Below are 15,977 nucleotides of genomic sequence, written 5' to 3'. Positions count from 1 at the left end.
CTTCTATATGAATGCTACGCCAAGCTGAACTTCTTTTGGATCCGCTTTACAATATCCGCTTCCTTGCTTTGGATGAATTCATTAGCGATTTGCTTTACCATCGCATTGATCTCCCTATTCATTTCCGTTTTCATCCTTACTTGATCAATGACTACACCATTCGGAGTAAACTGCCGGCCTGAAAGTTCATCGAGCGAGACATTATAGAGGTCTGCCATTTTCACCAGCAATTTGAGATTCGGCTCACCTTTCCCGGTTTCGAAATTACTATAAGTTGCACGTGTTATTATTAGATGATCCGCAACCACTTGCATCGACAATTTGTTCTGTACTCTGAGCGCCTTTAGGTTTTCTGCTAACTTTGCCATAGATAGACCCCTTCACAATCAATTTACTTACTTTATTCATTTGTTGGTTGGTTGAAATAATCGCTTCATTTACATGAACTGGTATTGATACTAGTTAAGAATTATACATAATAATTAAATAGTAACATATTCATAATTAAGTTATAATCACAATATCACGTAAATTTGGAAATAAATATAGAAAGGGTTTTGATTATGCTAAAAAACCTATTGAATAAATGGTTATCCTCATCTACTGAAACAGTAACTCATGACCCTAATGCTACTCCGATTTCGAAAGTCTATCTATATGAACCAAACCAAGCCGCTCTGAAGCAGGTCATGGAATCCCCTGACATTTCCGGAGAAGCGCCAGGCTATGTCTATTTCGTGCAAGAGCACTTGAATGGTTCTTTCAAAATCGGCAAAACCAAGCATGTGGAACGGTATATGAACCTCTTTGTCGTGAAGCTTCCTTTCGAAAACAAATTGATCCATTTGATTAAATCCGGCAACCACCATCAGACAAAAGCTGCCTTTCATCAGCATTTCAAAGACAAACGGCTCGAAGGTGAATGGTTTGCTTTGAATCAGGACGATGTGGCCTGGCTAAAAGCTGGCGGATAACCTGATACTATCCAGCAGACGATTTCGGGCGGGCAAACAATTGAAGGCTCCCCATCATCGAAGGCGGAAAAAGATGACAAACCGCTGACGCCCAAGCAGGCGGCATTCGCCAAAACCCTACTAAACAAGCTTGAAGGCCGCTACGAACTGGCTGTCGATTTTTCGCAGCTGACCCATAAAGACCTGAATCGTTTGAGCGGTTATTTCCGCTTTAAAAATCAGGGTGCATTGAATAATTTGGTATCGGCTGGGGTGCTGAAAGAAAAATAATAGACAGCCAAAGCCCGCTTTATAAAAGCGGGCTTTGGCTGTCTATATTCTTTCGTACGCTATTCACTATGAAATTGCTTATTCCCTAAAGTAAGGATTCCATCCTCTCTAGCCATACAACCCGGTCCGCCATCGTCGCGGGTTTCGGATGGCGCGGAAATCCATTTTCACCTGCCACCCATGCTTTCGCATAATCATACGGCTTTTCTGCACAGCCATTTTGGAACAAGCCGAACTGGGCAGCGAGCCTCTTGGCGACAGTCGACGAACCCCATGCAAAAATGAGATGTACTGAAGTTCCCAGCAATTCTTCGCGTTGTTGGGTGTTTTGTTCCTGGAACAAGGAATGAGGGATCCCTGCTTCATTGAACTTGTTTTCAATGCTTTTGAAGTTCATGATATTTCCTTCACAAATATCCGATAAATTGATGAGCGTGATCAAATCCCATGCTTGGCGCTCCATCAAATTCATCAGCTGGTATTGTGTCGGATTCGGTTTGGTGGGGATCCACTCTGCCTCCCGCGGGCTATTTACGGTTTTCCCGGCTTGTGCACAATTGGACGGATTGATCATGACGATCACTGCATCCGTTCGAGTGGTAAAGGCACCGTTTCGCCTGATGCGCGCTTCGCGGCGCATCAGAAATGTCTCTTCCTCTATTTCAGTATGGTAAAACTTCGCCTCGACCGAGAAGATATGCTTCAAGTCTTCAGCTGGAATCAGTGACACATAATCCCTCCCCGTATCTTATTCTTCATTTTCAGTCTATCAAATATAACAGATCCGCGTTTTCAGCCGGATCAAAAAGCTCCCAAGCCATATCCGGTTTGGGAGCTTGCTGTTCTTTATACTTTCGCGTCCACTTTGACCATGCCGTAAGAGGTGATGGCGTTCCACATCGTTTCCGGGATGTCGAGTTTGCCGACCAGTTCTTGCGGGATCGTTTCGTTGATGTCCGCTTCGTTTCCTTGCTTCACTTTCTCGGTCCATTCCGGGTCGACCAATGCTTGGCGGCCCATGACGACGATATCCGCTCCTTCTTCAAGCGCAGCTACCGCGTGGCCGGGACGCGTGACGCCGCCGACTACGACAAACGGCACACGGCCATTGATCTGTTTCGACAGGATTTGGACGATGCTGTCCCCCTCTTCCATGCCACGCGGCGCTTTTTTGAATTCCATAAGCGATACGTGGATATAATGGATGCCGCCTTCGATCAAGCGCTCAACCAATTGTTGCGTTTCTTTGATCGTATAGCCAACGGAATCTGCATTGTTTTCTTCCGGTGACAAACGGTAGCCGATGATGAAGCTATCGTCCGCATGTTTTGCAGCCACTTGTTTCACTTCATCCAAGACCGCCAAACCGAATTTCAAACGGTTCTCCAAGCTGCCGCCCCACTCGTCTTCACGCTGGTTGTAAGTAGCTGAGACGAATTGCTGGATCAAATACGTATTGGCGCCATGGATTTCCACGCCGTCAAATCCGGCTTCGATTGCGCGGCGCGTGGTTTCGCCGAAATCGCGGATAATGGCGGTGATCTCTTCTCCCGTCAAAGCGCGCGGCTTCGGCTTGTCGGCCGATTCTGCGATAGCGCTCGGTGCGACCGTTTCACCCGCTTCGATCAAATCCGGTTGGCCTTGGCGGCCGCCGTGCTGCATTTGCAGGATAGCTTTGCTGCCTTGTGACTTCATTTCAGTTGCGAGTTGCTTTAAGCGCGGCATGACGTCGTCTTTGAACGCGACAAACTGGTTCGGGAAGGCGATGCCATTTTCCGAAACCGCGATGCATGCGGACACGAACAGGCTGCCGAGGCCTGCGCGGCGCTGGTAATAGGCAAGTTCTGCATCTGAGACAGTACCGTCCGGATTTCCTGAATATGTAGTCATCGGTGCGACGCCTAAACGGTCAGACAGGACGACGCCGTTCGGCAAAGTGATTTCTTCGAATAATGGTTTGTATTGGGGATTCATCGTTTGGCCTCTTTTCTCTTTAGCTTAGGTATATCAAAATATCATAGGACTAGGACAACTACAAGAATACGCGCTCGGTAAGCCGGAACTTTTGTTTCCTTTCTTTGGTAATGGTACGCTCTTCTATGCAAACTTATTCCAAGGAGGAATTCATATGACACCAAACACATACAAAGAAATCCATTTGGCGAACCGCCCAGAAGGCACGCCCACTGATAAGGACTTTAATTTTATCGAAAAAGAGATTCCATCCATCGGAAAAGATGAAGTATTGCTGAGAACTTTATATCTTTCCGTTGACCCGTATATGCGCGGGCGCATGAAAGACGTGAAATCTTACGTTGAGCCGTTCAAATTGAACGAAGCGATCACCGGAGGCATTCTCGCGGAAGTCGTCGAGTCGAATTCCGATAAGTTCCAGCAAGGGGATGTCGTCAACGGCACGCTTAACTGGGCGGAGTATAATGTCGCGAATGCCCAGTCGGTCCAGAAAGTGGATCCATCACTTGCCCCGATCACGACGCGCCTCGGCATACTCGGCTTGACTGGATTGACGGCGTATTTCGGACTGCTCGATATCGGCAAGCCGCAACAAGGCGAAACAGTCGTCGTCTCAGGCGCAGCGGGAGCGGTCGGATCGGTCGTCGGACAGATCGCCAAACTGAAAGGCGCACATGTCGTCGGCATCGCCGGCTCGCAGGAAAAGATCGATTACCTCATCAACGAACTCGGATTCGACGCCGCAGTGAACTACAAATCCGATAGCTTCAAAGAAGATTTCAAGAAAGCCATCCCGAACGGCGTCGATGTCTATTTCGATAATGTCGGCGGCGAAGTGTCCGATGCAGTCATTTTCGAGATCAACCGCAATGCGCGCATCGTCCTGTGTGGCACGATTTCTTCCTATAACAATCCGGAAGCGGACCTTGGCCCGCGCATCCAGTGGAAATTCATCACGACGAGCTCGATGATGAAAGGCTTCACGCTCGGCGATTACGCGCATGATTTCAAGACAGGCGCACAAGCACTCGCCGGATGGCTGCAGGAAGGCAAACTGAAATATGAGGAAACGATCACAGAAGGCTTCGAGAAAACACCGGAAGCATTCCTTGGCCTATTCGAAGGCAGCAACCTCGGCAAGCAATTGGTGAAAGTCGCTGACCCAGAGTTCGCTAAGCTGTAATTCTCACTTTCTTCTATAGAAACACAAAAGCTGAAGCGTGAACCTGAATGGGTTCCTGCTTCAGCTTTTTTTCATATCACACCGTTTTCTTTTCAGCGACTTCCCCTGAATAGGCGGCATGGTAGATTGCGTAAATATCTTCTCTCTCAAGCGGCATCGGGCTTCTCGCCAAGATTCTTGTTTGCTTGATGCCATCGTCTGCCAGGCTATCTAAAGCGCCTTCTCCGATATCGAAGCCTTTTAGCGACACGGGAATATTCACGTCGGCGACGAGTTTTTTCAACTCCTCGACGCATTCATAGGAAGCTTGTTGTTCGTCCATTTGCGTGACGTTGACACCCATCGCCTCGACGATGTCCTTCATTCTCTTCTCACAGCTCGGGCGGATATAGCCCATGACATACGGCAGCAAGACGGCATTGGATTCACCGTGCGATATATGGAATTGGCCGCCAAGCGGATAGGCCAAGGCGTGTACACCGGCAACACCGGCATTGAAGAAGGCCAATCCTGCCAGATAACTGCCGTAGCTCATATTCGTGCGCGCTTCCTTGTTTTCCCCGTCCTCTACAGCCCTGCGGATCGACCCGCTGATCAAGCGGATTGCCTGCAAAGCCAGGCCGTCTGTCACCGGGTTGGCGTTTTTCGATACGTAAGCCTCTACCGCATGCGTCAACGCGTCGATGCCCGTTGCCGCTGTCACTTTCGGCGGCAAGGAGACCGTCAAGGCCGGGTCGACGATCGCGACGTCGGGCAATAAGTAATCATGCGTCACGACATCTTTGGTCGATTCCAATGACAATACGGCAATATTCGTCACTTCGGAACCGGTTCCGGAAGTGGTCGGAATCAAGATCTTCGGTATGCCTTTATCAACAAGCTCACGTTCGCCCGTCAGATTCAGGTAGTCGGCCACTTTTCCTTCATGCGTCGCTAGGACACCCGCTAATTTCGCAAGGTCAAGTGCACTGCCGCCGCCAAGGCCGATGACCAAGTCAAACTTATGCTCCTTCGTGTAAGTGACCAATCTTTCGCCGACTTCGAGCGGCGGCTCCGGCACGACTTCTGTGTAGATGCTCGTCTTCCATCCTTTCGCTTCCAGCGGTTCGACGATTTTTTTCGTCATCCCCAGCTCGTCCAGAAACGGATCGGTGACAATAAGGATATTGCTGGCGTTCAGGCGTTCCGCTTCGCCCGCCAATTGTTCCAATGCCCCCCAGCCGGTATGGCTGATCGGCATGAATGTAATTTTGCTCGACACATCATTCACTCCTTTTCTGCTTGTCTCGTCAGGAATTATCCACTTCAACCCGTGAAATGGGAATGTTTCAACATATATTTTCTCGCCACTCAATTGTAAATATAAAAGTCATAACATTCAATCTATTAAAGAATGACAAAACCCGCTGTCCTTTTTGAACTGAGCCCCATTTAGTGGACAATTTAATAAAAGCACCCGGCAGCTAGGCTGCGATCAGATGACTTCGGTATTGTGCCGGAGTCATCTTTTTTAGGTTCCATTGCTTGCGCGTTTCGTTGTAATGCGCCATGTATTCATCCACCAGCCCCTTTAATTCGGCTAGGCTGGTCGCTTGTTTAAACTCGACTTCATCTTTAAAGTGACCGAAAACGATTCGATGGGGCATTGTCGAGACAGTTGCCCCTGCGCGGGACATCGACTGGGTCAATTTCATTTTTCACGCGTCGTTGGTATTCAGGGTGGGTATAGTGGAAGCCTTGATCGGAATGAATCATCGCTTCTGGATGGACATTGTCGTCTAGCGCTTCCTTCAGCTTTTGTAAGGTGTGGTACACAATTTCCATTGTGAGCGTCGTTGTCACTTCATAGGCGACGATTTCTCGGGTCGCGACGTCTTTACGGCCGAAAGATATGCCATTTGCCCCGAACGGTTTGGCAGGTACGTAATATCGGTCACGAATACCTTCCCGGGTTCGTCTTGTTCAAACTCGCGGTTTAAGAGGTTTGGACAGACCGCGTGCTCCTGTGTGGCTTTGGCGATTTGCTTGTAAGGATTCGCTCGTCGGATTTTGGCGAAGAGATTGAATTTGCGCATGAGGCGCAGAATCTTCTTGTGGTTCATCGGCGTTTCGAGCAGTTCAGCGAGTGCCATATAAAGGTGCGATACCCGACTTTCCCGATGCGCATCGTAGATGCTTTTAAGCAACAGGTAATCTTCATAGTCCTGTTCTTCGCGAATGGCGTGCTGTTCCACTTTCTCCAACCAAGCGTAGTAGCCACTTCGACTGACGCCCGCTGTCTGGCACAGGGCCGCCACCAAATTGTTCAGTTGGAATTTCCGGACCACCGCATTGATCGCTTCAATTTTCCGCTGGGGTCAGCTGCGTTTCTTCGCCTGCCTCTCGAGTGCTTCGAGCTTTTTAGCAACCGTTTTCGGCTTCCAGGTATTTGATGCGCGCTTCCGCCTTCTCCAACTTTTCTCGGCAGAGAGCTCTTCGGTAGAAGGGCGGCCAGTACTGCCTTTTCCACGGCGTTCTTCCCAAAATCCTTCTTCGCCGTAAAGTCGGAACGTTTTCCGCCAACGTTTTAATGTCTCTTTCGGTTTGTCCGATCCAATTACCGTCAGGTCAAATCCATTTTCGGCAAAATTTGCGCCGGACCTTTGCCCTGCAAGTTTTCATTGACGGCTTTCACCTTAAATTCAGGTGTGTATTGAATCGTTCGATCCGAGACCGTTTTGACATTCGGATTCGCTTCCAATATGCGTCGTTGATGTTCGTTAAAGATGATTTTACTCATGACAACCTCTCCCGTTCCAGTAGATATGTTCAGTATACCGGGGTCTGAAAAGGAAAAGAAAACCCCAAATGGGGCACTTTTTAAAGTGTCTACCATTTGGGTTCAGTTCATTTCAGGACAGCGGGTTTTCTTTCTACAGCATCTTCGCTAGAGCCAGTTTCGCTTCACTAGCCGTTTGCTCATCCACTTGGATACGGTTGAGGACGCGGCCTTCCACCAGTTCTTCCAAAATCCATGTGAAATGCGGCAGGTCGATGCGGTTCATCGTCAAACACGGACACATAAAAGGATTCAAGGAAACAATGTCGCGGTCCGGGAAATCCTTGATGAGCCGGTTGACGAGGTTCATCTCCGTCCCGATTGCCCATTTCGATCCCGGCTCAGACGCTTCGATCATGTCGATGATGTATTTGGTCGAACCAGCAAAATCGGACGCGCTGACGACTTCATACGTGCATTCCGGATGCACAAGGATGTTGCGGTCCGGTTCTTTTTCACGCAAATTGTCGACGTGTTTCGGCAGGAAGTTCATATGCACCGAGCAATGCCCTTTCCATAAAATCACTTGTACGTCTTCTATCGCACAATCGAGTTCGAGCTTTTGCTTGATCGGGTCCCACACCGCCATCTGCTCAAGCGGAATGCCCAGCTTCACGGCAGTATTGCGCCCAAGATGTTGATCGGGCAAGAACAGCATGCGCTGCTTTTGGGACAAGGCCCATTCAACCATTTCCTGTGCATTGGAGGAAGTCACCGTGGCTCCCCCGTTGCGGCCGACAAACGCTTTGATGGCCGCTGTCGAATTGACATAAGTAAGCGGGATGATGGTATCGCCGAAAAGTGTCTGAAGCTCTGCCCAAGCGCGTTCGGTTTGGTCGATATTGGCCATATCCGCCATCGAACAGCCTGCCCGCATATCCGGCAAAATGACCGCTTGATGCGGCTCGGTCAGGATATCCGCGGTCTCCGCCATGAAATGGACGCCGCAAAACAGGATGTAATCCGCTGTCTGTCTCCCTGCGATTTGCGACAATTGCAGCGAGTCGCCAGTCACATCCGCATAGTGGATCACTTCGTCTTTCTGGTAATGATGGCCGAGGATGTACAATCGTTTTCCAAGAGTTGCACGTGCACGTTTCGCGCGTTCATGCAATTCATCTGTTGATGCTGTTAAATAGCTTGTTGGCATAGCATCTGCCATTTGAAGTTCTTCAAGCAATGAAGTCATGAAATTACTGCCTCCTTCGGGGATATGGAAAGATTCATGCTGATGTCGAGGTTCGAAACGCTATGCGTCAAAGCGCCGATGGAAATGACGTCGACACCGGTATCACGGTAATCCGAAAGCTTTTCGAGATCAATGCCGCCGGAAGCTTCCGTACGGATGGTCTCTGGAACAAGCTGCACCCAACGCCGGATTGTTTCCGGCGTCTGGTTGTCGAACATGATCGTGTCAGGGCGCGCGTCGATCGCTTCCATCAATTGCTGCTGCGTCTCGACTTCCACTTCGATCATCGTCATATGGCCAAGCGAGTCGCGTACTTTTTTCACCGCTTCGGTAATCGATCCAGCCGCTGCGATGTGGTTGTCTTTCAGCATGACCGCATCGTACAAGCCGTTCCGGTGGTTGAACCCGCCGCCTGCGCGGACCGCGTATTTTTCGAACATGCGCAGCCCCGGTATCGTTTTGCGTGTATCAACGATGCGCGTATGATCTGAGTCCAATGCCTCTACACATTTCGCCGTCAATGTCGCAACCCCGCTCATGCGCTGAATCAGATTCAACAGCACCCGCTCTCCCGCTAAAAGCGAAGCAATGGGGCCAGATATTTTCACGATCGCCTCTCCCGTTTCTACACGGTCGCCGTCTCGTTTCAATAATTCCACTTCGACTGACTGATCGAGCAGCCGATAACCCCATTCATAGCAATCGAGGCCTGCCACGACACCGCTTTGTTTCATGCGCACGATCGCTTCGCCTGTATCTGTTCGATCGAATAATACAGAGGAGACATCGCGGTCTCCGATATCTTCGAGTAGAAATTGTGTTAATGCTTGTTCTGCTTTTAAGCGATTCATTATATGGTCTCCTTGATCTTTGTTTTTCGTGTCGTTAACTGGACGCCATTTTTTGAGATGCCGATGACTTTTCCGGCCCATTCGGCTTTTGGCTCAGGCGCATCGATCCGGTAATGGCCGCCCCTGCTTTCTTCCCGCAATAACGCCGCTGTCGCAATAAGGCTGCTCGCGGTTTGACGGTGGATCTGCGCAATGATCTCATCCTTGTACTCCTTCAGCGCGTAGGTCTTTAAAGGATGGGTTTCCAAGAACTTCTGCAACGCATGCGGTTCTCTCAAGATTCCCGCCATTTCCGTCATGTGCCGTTTCAGCTGGCTTTCATCAATGGCTCCAAAATATGTACTTGGCACAAGATCCACTTGCGTTGAGCTTATCTTTTCGGATGATTGCGGCTCTCCCTTTATCTGCTCGGCAAGCCGCCTAGCGAATACCAAGCCTTCCAATAATGAATTGCTCGCTAGCCGGTTAGCGCCGTGGACACCGGTCGACGCGACTTCTCCGACAGCATAAAGCCCTGGGATGGACGTCTGGCCGCAACTATCCGTCCTCACCCCGCCCATATGAAAATGGGCGCCTGGGCGGACCGGCAGCAACTCTTGCGTCGGATCGATTCCATGGTTCCGGCAATTGTCATAAATCGAAGGAAAGCGCTGGTGGAAATCAGCCAAATGCCTGGCGTCGAGAAAGACCGAGCCTTCGGTTTGCCAATGCCGTTCGATCGCCCTTGCAACAACATCACGCGGTGCAAGTTCCATGAGCGGATGGATGCCGTCCATAATCCGCTTGCCATCTCTATCCACCAATACAGCACCTTCTCCGCGCACCGCTTCTGAGATAAGCCCGCATGACTTCCCTTCAAGCGTCAGGACGGTCGGATGGAATTGCACAAATTCGAGATCTTCCAGTACGGCGCCTGCGTGATAGGCCAGTGACAATCCGTCGCCTGTTGAAACGGATGAGTTGGATGTTTCACTGTACAACTGCCCGATGCCGCCTGTCGCGAGGACAACATGGCGTGCGTGAATGACCGAACGTTTTCCGAACCGATCCGAAAAAAGCACGCCGGCGCAGCGTCCGCTTTCCATCCTTAATTCCAAAGCTTGATGAAAAGCAAAACGCGTGATTTTTCCAGACGTTTCTTCCATTAGATAGTGCATGAGCATCTTGCCGGTCTGGTCGCCTCCTGCATGGACGATCCGCCGATGGCTGTGTGCGCCTTCCATGCCGAGCGCTGGCAGCCCGAGTTCGTCCCCATCGAATGGCAGCCCGTGCGCCAGCAAATTTTTCATGAGCTCTGATCCTTCATTGACCAAAATTTCTACGCGCCCAGCATCGGCGTGATCTGCCGAGGCGATCAAAGTATCCGTGGCATGGGATTCGGGACGATCATCAAAACTCAGGCTTGCGGCGATTCCACCTTGCGCAAGGCTTGTATTTCCCGTCCCGGCATGTTCTTTCGTGACGACTGCGATGGAATAATGATCAGGGAGCGAACGCGCGAGCATGAGCCCGGCGACGCCTCCCCCGATGATGCAAACATCGAACAAACTTTACACCTTCTTTACAAGTGTCTTGACACTATTAATGACATAAAGATACAGTGATTACAAGAAGAAACTCGGCTAGGGAAAGAAGTTGATGGAAAATGGTGATTTACTTGGATTCGGCAGCGACCGCCCCGATGAGAAAAGAAGCGATCGACGCTTATGTGGAAACGGCTAACAACGCATTCGGCAATACACAAAGTTTGCATGACGCAGGATCTCTCGCAGCAGACTATCTCGCATCGTGCAAGAAATTATGGGGGCAGTTTCTCAACGTTCGGCAAGACGGAATTTATTTCACCGGCAACGCCTCAGAGGCGAACCAGCTCGCCATCCGCTCGTTATTGAAAGGACGTCCCGAACATTACCGGTCTATCGTATCGACACAACTCGAACACGCTTCCGTCTTATCGGTGCTTCATGAACTCGAACGCGAAGGCTATGAAATTACATACGTTCCGGTCGACTGCTTCGGACGGGTCGATTTGGATGCTTACGAACGACTGGTTGACGAAGAAACAGCGCTCGTCGTCATGCAGCTTGTCAACTCAGAGATGGGGGCTGTCCAGCCGGTCGAGCAATGCACAAAAATCGCCTTGCAATTCGGCGTGCCGCTTCATTCGGATATCGTCCAGGGCTTTGGGAAGCTGCCGGTCGACATTGGTTTATGGGGCGTCGCTTCCGCTGTTTGTTCAGCACATAAAGTCGGCGGCCCCAAAGGCGTTGGCATCGCCTATCTCGATCCATCCGTCCACTGGGAATCGGTGTACGAGGGGACGACACATCAAAACGGATTCCGCGCCGGAACGATCGATGTTCCGGCAATCGTCTCCGCGACCATCGCCGCAAAACACGCTGTCATGGAACAGCCTGAAAGCTATGAACATGCAAGAAAACTTCAGTGCTATTTGATTGAACAATTGCCGGCAGGTGTCATCGTGACCGGCGACATAAAGTCGAAATCCCCGTTTATCCAAGGACTAGTTTTGCCGCATGTCGAAGGGCAATGGATGATGCTTGCCTGCAACCGTGCGCAGATCGCCATCTCCACCGGCACCGCCTGCAAGATCGGCTATGGTGAAGCGATGTCTGCGATGCTTGCGATGGGAACGGAAAGCGACACCGCGAAAAAGTTCATCCGGATTTCATTCACGAAACATACATCAAGCAACGAACTGGATGCATTTATCCATGTGCTGAACGAAAACCAATCGACACAAAAAAACCGCTTGCCCATTTGAGGCAAGCGGTTTTCATTAATTATGGGTGCTGTATGCGGTTCGTGAAGTTTGTTTACGAGAGTTTGGCCGGTTCTTTCTTGATGCAGCCTTCAATTTCATCCGTATCTTGAATGTAATTATCCAATACTTCAACTTGATGAAGCTTGTTATTTTCCATGAACTTGAAAATACCGTTGTTAAAATCCGTTCCAATTTCCTTGAAGAATATGCCTTCAATCTGGCAGTCCTTTGTTTGAGAGAAATGGATTTTGTATTTTTCGCCTTCTTGGACTAAGTAGCAGCGGACGCCTTTTTCAAAATCGTCTCCGTCGTTGCCTTTGACTGTGCGCGCTACCGACACGACATGAAAATCGACAAACGGGATTTCACGCAGCAAGACGTTCATAAATGAACCTTTTGTAATCTCTTCCCAGCGGCTTCTTGCCGTTTGGCCAATGATGATCTGGGTGATGTTGAATTGATTCGCCACTTCCGCAATCACTTTAGCCGGCGGGCGCTTTTCATTATCACGGATGACAAATTCTTCTGCCCCCAGCTCCTCAGCAAGTTCGCCCCATTTTTCAACATAAGCTGACTTTCCAGTATCAAACTCGTCATATGGCAAAGCATCAACGGTTAAAATATACAATGGGCAGTCAAGCATATTTGCCAGCTTGCTTCCTCTTTTTATGAGACGCTCGCCATTCGGGCCATAAAACACACACACCAATATGCTTTCGTCCATGCGTCCTCTGATTTTCTTCATTTTAAAACCCTCCTGGGAGTGTATTCTGTCACATCCGAAATCTAAAACTATGAAATTATACTGCGGATCCACGGAAAAATCAAGGAAGGCATCGTCTTGTACATTTCAGTAAATCTACAATTCCTTTCAAAATTTCTCATTTATGCATGCGTCTCAAGTGAAAGACACCCCGATTTCCTGTAAACTTTATAGTATACCTTTCAAAATTTCTCATTTATGTATGCGTCTCAAGTGAAAGACACCCCGATTTCCTGTAAACTTTATAGTATATATTGCATTTTTGATTTTCTAATACGCTCTGTAAAACCTTATTTCATTAGAAAATCCGTCCACTTGCCCAAATGTATCGATTTCAGTTTAGGAGGTTCACCGTGCAATTACTTATTTTATCCATTTTATTCCCATTTTTAGCCGCAGCACTCATTCCGCTCATCCATAGGCGAATTGGCGACTTCAATATCGGCTGGCTCGTGCTATCGATCCCGGTGCTGTTGTTTGGATTCTTCGCATCTCAAATTCCTATGGTTTCATCCAGGGAAACGCTCTTGTCCTCAGTAGAGTGGATTCCTTCGCTCGGCATTAATTTCACCGCTTATTTGGACGGCCTTAGCTTGATTATGGCTTTGCTGATTACAGGCGTCGGCAGTTTAGTCGTCCTCTATTCCATCTACTATTTATCCCCGACTGATTCATTCCCGCATTTTTACGCTTACCTGCTGCTCTTTATGGGAGCTATGCTAGGGGTCGTGTTATCGGACAATTTAATGGTGCTGTATGTGTTTTGGGAATTGACCAGCATTTCGTCTTTCCTATTGATCGCATTTTGGTACCACCGGAAAAATTCACGCTACGGTGCCCAAAAATCGCTATTGATCACGGTATTTGGCGGCTTTGCCATGTTCGCAGGATTCCTCATGCTGTATGCGATGACCGGCACTTTGAGCATCCGTGAAACTGCGGCTGCCATGGGACAACTCACAGAGCATGCGCTTTTTTATCCGGCGATGTTCTTGATCTTGCTTGGCGCCTTCACCAAATCAGCGCAATTCCCGTTTCACATCTGGCTCCCGGATGCGATGGAAGCCCCTACTCCTGTAAGTGCCTATTTGCATTCGGCGACCATGGTAAAAGCGGGCATTTATTTGGCCGCTCGCTTCACGCCCATTTTCGGCGGCACTTCCGCTTGGTTCTGGACGATTACTATTGTCGGGCTCATTACGCTGTTCTGGGGTGCTTTTTGCGCCATCCGACAGACCGACCTAAAAGCGCTCCTAGCTTATTCAACCATCAGCCAGCTCGGCTTGATCATGAGTTTACTCGGCATGGGTTCAGCCGCCCTCCATTATGGCAATACGGAAGCGGGCGCATTGTATGGACTGGCAATTTTTGCAGCCTTATTCCACCTGGTAAATCATTCTACTTTCAAGGGAGCCCTTTTTATGGTGGTCGGCATTATTGACCATCAAGTCGGAACGCGGGATATTCGCCGGCTTGGCGGCTTGATGGCCTTGCTCCCTGTGACGTTCACTTTTGCTGTCATTGGCAGCTTTTCGATGGCGGGCTTGCCATTATTAAACGGATTTTTAAGCAAGGAAATGTTTTTCACTGCTTCGTTAAACGCGGCTTCAATGCCTGGCCTTTTTTCAACTTCATGGGGCTGGTTGATTCCAGTCATCGCTTGGCTTGCAAGCGTATTGACTTTTATTTACGCCATGATAATCGTATTCCGCACTTTTCTTGGCAACCGCGATTCTAAAGCGGTCGAAAAACGTCCTGTCGAACCCCCAATTGGCATGCTGATTTCACCGGCCATTCTTTCTGTACTGATTGTCGGGTTGTTCTTTGCACCGAATTTGCTAGGCGATCACTTATTAAAGCCTGCCTTGGAGCAGTTATTGCCTGGTATTTCAGGTGCTTCGCCAGACAGTATTTATGCATGGCACGGCGTTAACACCGAACTGCTGATGACCATCGGCATCGTTTTGATCGGCTCTGTCTTATTTATTACCTTCGACCGGTGGAAAGGCATTTTCAAAATCCAACCGGCCGGATGGACGTTCAACGCGCTGTACAATTATGCGTTGACTTCGTCTGAAAATGCAGCTTCTTTTGTTACCCGTTCTTATATGACCGGCCGTTTGCATCAATACTTCTTTTATATCTTGCTGTTTTTCATCATTTCTACAGGCGGCACCTTGCTGTTGTCAGATGCGCTATCCATTTCTTTCGTACAAGATGCGCCTGTCAGCATATATGAATTGATGCTGGTCCTGGTCATGATCATTACGGCTATTTCGATCCTATTCACCCGTTCCCGCCTATCGGCCATTTTGATGAACGGCGTGCTCGGCTATTCGATTTCCATTTTTTTCGTGTTGTTCCGCGCACCTGATTTGGCGTTGACGCAATTGGTCATCGAAACAGTCACCACCGCGTTGTTTTTGCTTTGCTTCAATTATTTGCCCGAGTGGAAACGGGAGCCCCTGCCAAAACGGAAAAAGGCGCGCAATGCCGTTCTCGCCATTGCAGGCGGCCTGGTCATCACGTTAACCGGACTATCCGTCAATAGCGCTGACTTGTTTGAAACGATCTCTAGTTATTTTCAAAATTCCTACGAACTTGCCGGTGGACAAAATATCGTCAACTCCATTTTGGGAGATTTCCGTGCCCTCGACACGATGCTTGAAGGACTGGTGCTGTTCATAGCCGGAATTGGCGTTTATACGCTTATCCGCCTGAAGCTGAAAAAGGAGGCTGGAACCGATGGGGATTAATGATGTGATATTGAAGACCGTTGCCAAAGCGGTTGTGTTGATTATTTTGACCTTCGGCATCTACCTATTTTTGTCCGGGCACAATAGTCCGGGAGGCGGTTTTGTCGGCGGGCTGGTCTTGGCATCGGCTTTTGTATTGATGTTTTTATCGTATGATACCGAAACCGTCAAAGATGCAATCCCGATCGACTTTAAAAAGTTATCGGCTTTTGGCGTGTTGCTTGCAGTTCTTAGCGGACTTGGCCCACTTTTATTCGGCCAGAATTTTCTCGAGCAGTCTTTTGACTATTTCAACCTCCCCATCTTCGGTAAAACGGAAATTGCCACTGTGTTGATTTTCGAGGCAGGCATCGCGTTGACTGTAGTCGGAGTGGTCGTGAACATAATTTTAAGTATAAGTGAGGATGAATAGCG

At 49.1% G+C, this 15,977-nt stretch carries 13 protein-coding genes and 1 pseudogene; 5 read left to right on the top strand and 9 right to left on the bottom strand.

Features of this window, described 5'->3' with window-relative positions; all coding sequences use genetic code 11:
* Window positions 1-14: 14 nt before the first annotated feature.
* On the bottom strand, window positions 15-368 hold the full coding sequence (locus CW734_RS05330) for a helix-turn-helix domain-containing protein (RefSeq protein WP_101189748.1): 354 nt from the start codon (window positions 366-368) through the stop codon (window positions 15-17).
* A gap of 321 nt (window positions 369-689) precedes the next feature.
* On the opposite strand from CW734_RS05330, the gene CW734_RS18665 reads away from it, so the two are divergent.
* Window positions 690-974: a GIY-YIG nuclease family protein gene (locus CW734_RS18665; RefSeq protein WP_232787165.1), complete on the top strand. Its 285-nt coding sequence runs from the start codon at window positions 690-692 to the stop codon at window positions 972-974.
* 355 nt (window positions 975-1,329) lie between these two features.
* On the opposite strand, the gene CW734_RS05320 is transcribed toward CW734_RS18665, so the two are convergent.
* Together CW734_RS05320 and CW734_RS05315 are read right to left on the bottom strand one after the other, a co-directional pair.
* Window positions 1,330-1,974, bottom strand: a complete 645-nt coding sequence (locus tag CW734_RS05320; protein ID WP_101189747.1) for a DUF1643 domain-containing protein — start codon at window positions 1,972-1,974, stop codon at window positions 1,330-1,332.
* A gap of 116 nt (window positions 1,975-2,090) precedes the next feature.
* Window positions 2,091-3,218, bottom strand: a complete 1,128-nt coding sequence (locus CW734_RS05315; RefSeq protein WP_101189746.1) for an NADH-dependent flavin oxidoreductase — start codon at window positions 3,216-3,218, stop codon at window positions 2,091-2,093.
* A 154-nt stretch (window positions 3,219-3,372) separates the two neighbouring features.
* Between CW734_RS05315 and CW734_RS05310 the strand changes: the two genes are divergently transcribed.
* The gene (locus CW734_RS05310; protein ID WP_101189745.1) at window positions 3,373-4,401 is read left to right on the top strand and encodes an NADP-dependent oxidoreductase; all 1,029 of its coding nucleotides are present in this window, start codon (window positions 3,373-3,375) and stop codon (window positions 4,399-4,401) included.
* A gap of 76 nt (window positions 4,402-4,477) precedes the next feature.
* On the opposite strand, the gene CW734_RS05305 is transcribed toward CW734_RS05310, so the two are convergent.
* The 5 genes and pseudogenes from CW734_RS05305 to nadB all read right to left on the bottom strand — a co-directional run bounded on the left by CW734_RS05305 (window position 4,478) and on the right by nadB (window position 10,806).
* On the bottom strand, window positions 4,478-5,641 hold the full coding sequence (locus tag CW734_RS05305; RefSeq protein ID WP_374703200.1) for an iron-containing alcohol dehydrogenase: 1,164 nt from the start codon (window positions 5,639-5,641) through the stop codon (window positions 4,478-4,480).
* A 223-nt stretch (window positions 5,642-5,864) separates the two neighbouring features.
* Window positions 5,865-7,180 (bottom strand): annotated as a pseudogene (locus CW734_RS05300) (IS3 family transposase).
* A 133-nt stretch (window positions 7,181-7,313) separates the two neighbouring features.
* Window positions 7,314-8,408 carry a quinolinate synthase NadA gene (gene nadA / locus CW734_RS05295; protein WP_101189743.1) on the bottom strand — a complete coding sequence of 365 codons (1,095 nt, stop codon included), beginning with the start codon at window positions 8,406-8,408 and terminating at the stop codon, window positions 7,314-7,316.
* The gene (nadC, locus tag CW734_RS05290) at window positions 8,405-9,259 is read right to left on the bottom strand and encodes a carboxylating nicotinate-nucleotide diphosphorylase (RefSeq protein ID WP_101189742.1); all 855 of its coding nucleotides are present in this window, start codon (window positions 9,257-9,259) and stop codon (window positions 8,405-8,407) included. Before nadC ends, nadA begins: the two co-directional genes overlap by 4 nt.
* Window positions 9,259-10,806: an L-aspartate oxidase gene (gene nadB / locus CW734_RS05285; RefSeq protein ID WP_101189741.1), complete on the bottom strand. Its 1,548-nt coding sequence runs from the start codon at window positions 10,804-10,806 to the stop codon at window positions 9,259-9,261. Before nadB ends, nadC begins: the two co-directional genes overlap by 1 nt.
* A gap of 98 nt (window positions 10,807-10,904) precedes the next feature.
* On the opposite strand from nadB, the gene CW734_RS05280 reads away from it, so the two are divergent.
* Window positions 10,905-12,044, top strand: a complete 1,140-nt coding sequence (locus CW734_RS05280; protein WP_308302140.1) for an IscS subfamily cysteine desulfurase — start codon at window positions 10,905-10,907, stop codon at window positions 12,042-12,044.
* Window positions 12,045-12,096: 52 nt separating this feature from the next.
* Here CW734_RS05280 and CW734_RS05275 read toward each other — a convergent pair whose 3' ends face one another.
* Window positions 12,097-12,789 carry a universal stress protein gene (locus CW734_RS05275; protein ID WP_101189740.1) on the bottom strand — a complete coding sequence of 231 codons (693 nt, stop codon included), beginning with the start codon at window positions 12,787-12,789 and terminating at the stop codon, window positions 12,097-12,099.
* A gap of 371 nt (window positions 12,790-13,160) precedes the next feature.
* Between CW734_RS05275 and CW734_RS05270 the strand changes: the two genes are divergently transcribed.
* On the top strand, window positions 13,161-15,563 hold the full coding sequence (locus CW734_RS05270; RefSeq protein WP_101189739.1) for a Na+/H+ antiporter subunit A: 2,403 nt from the start codon (window positions 13,161-13,163) through the stop codon (window positions 15,561-15,563).
* Complete coding sequence (locus CW734_RS05265) at window positions 15,553-15,975, top strand: Na(+)/H(+) antiporter subunit B (protein ID WP_101189738.1); 423 nt, start codon at window positions 15,553-15,555, stop codon at window positions 15,973-15,975. Before CW734_RS05270 ends, CW734_RS05265 begins: the two co-directional genes overlap by 11 nt.
* The last annotated feature ends 2 nt before the right edge of the window (window positions 15,976-15,977 follow it).

This window comes from Planococcus sp. MB-3u-03, from assembly GCF_002833405.1.
In the GTDB taxonomy this organism is placed as follows: domain Bacteria; phylum Bacillota; class Bacilli; order Bacillales_A; family Planococcaceae; genus Planococcus.
This window is presented reverse-complemented; position numbering and strand designations above follow the sequence as displayed.

Coding starts and splice junctions, on each gene's coding strand:
- CW734_RS05330 (WP_101189748.1), bottom strand. CDS start 368: ATGGCAAAGTTAGCAGAAAACCTAAAGGCGCTCAGAGTACAGAACAAA.
- CW734_RS18665 (WP_232787165.1), top strand. CDS start 690: ATGGAATCCCCTGACATTTCCGGAGAAGCGCCAGGCTATGTCTATTTC.
- CW734_RS05315 (WP_101189746.1), bottom strand. CDS start 3,218: ATGAATCCCCAATACAAACCATTATTCGAAGAAATCACTTTGCCGAAC.
- CW734_RS05310 (WP_101189745.1), top strand. CDS start 3,373: ATGACACCAAACACATACAAAGAAATCCATTTGGCGAACCGCCCAGAA.
- CW734_RS05305 (WP_374703200.1), bottom strand. CDS start 5,641: ATGCCGATCAGCCATACCGGCTGGGGGGCATTGGAACAATTGGCGGGC.
- nadA (WP_101189743.1), bottom strand. CDS start 8,408: ATGACTTCATTGCTTGAAGAACTTCAAATGGCAGATGCTATGCCAACA.
- nadC (WP_101189742.1), bottom strand. CDS start 9,259: ATGAATCGCTTAAAAGCAGAACAAGCATTAACACAATTTCTACTCGAA.
- CW734_RS05280 (WP_308302140.1), top strand. CDS start 10,905: ATGGTGATTTACTTGGATTCGGCAGCGACCGCCCCGATGAGAAAAGAA.
- CW734_RS05275 (WP_101189740.1), bottom strand. CDS start 12,789: ATGAAGAAAATCAGAGGACGCATGGACGAAAGCATATTGGTGTGTGTG.
- CW734_RS05265 (WP_101189738.1), top strand. CDS start 15,553: ATGGGGATTAATGATGTGATATTGAAGACCGTTGCCAAAGCGGTTGTG.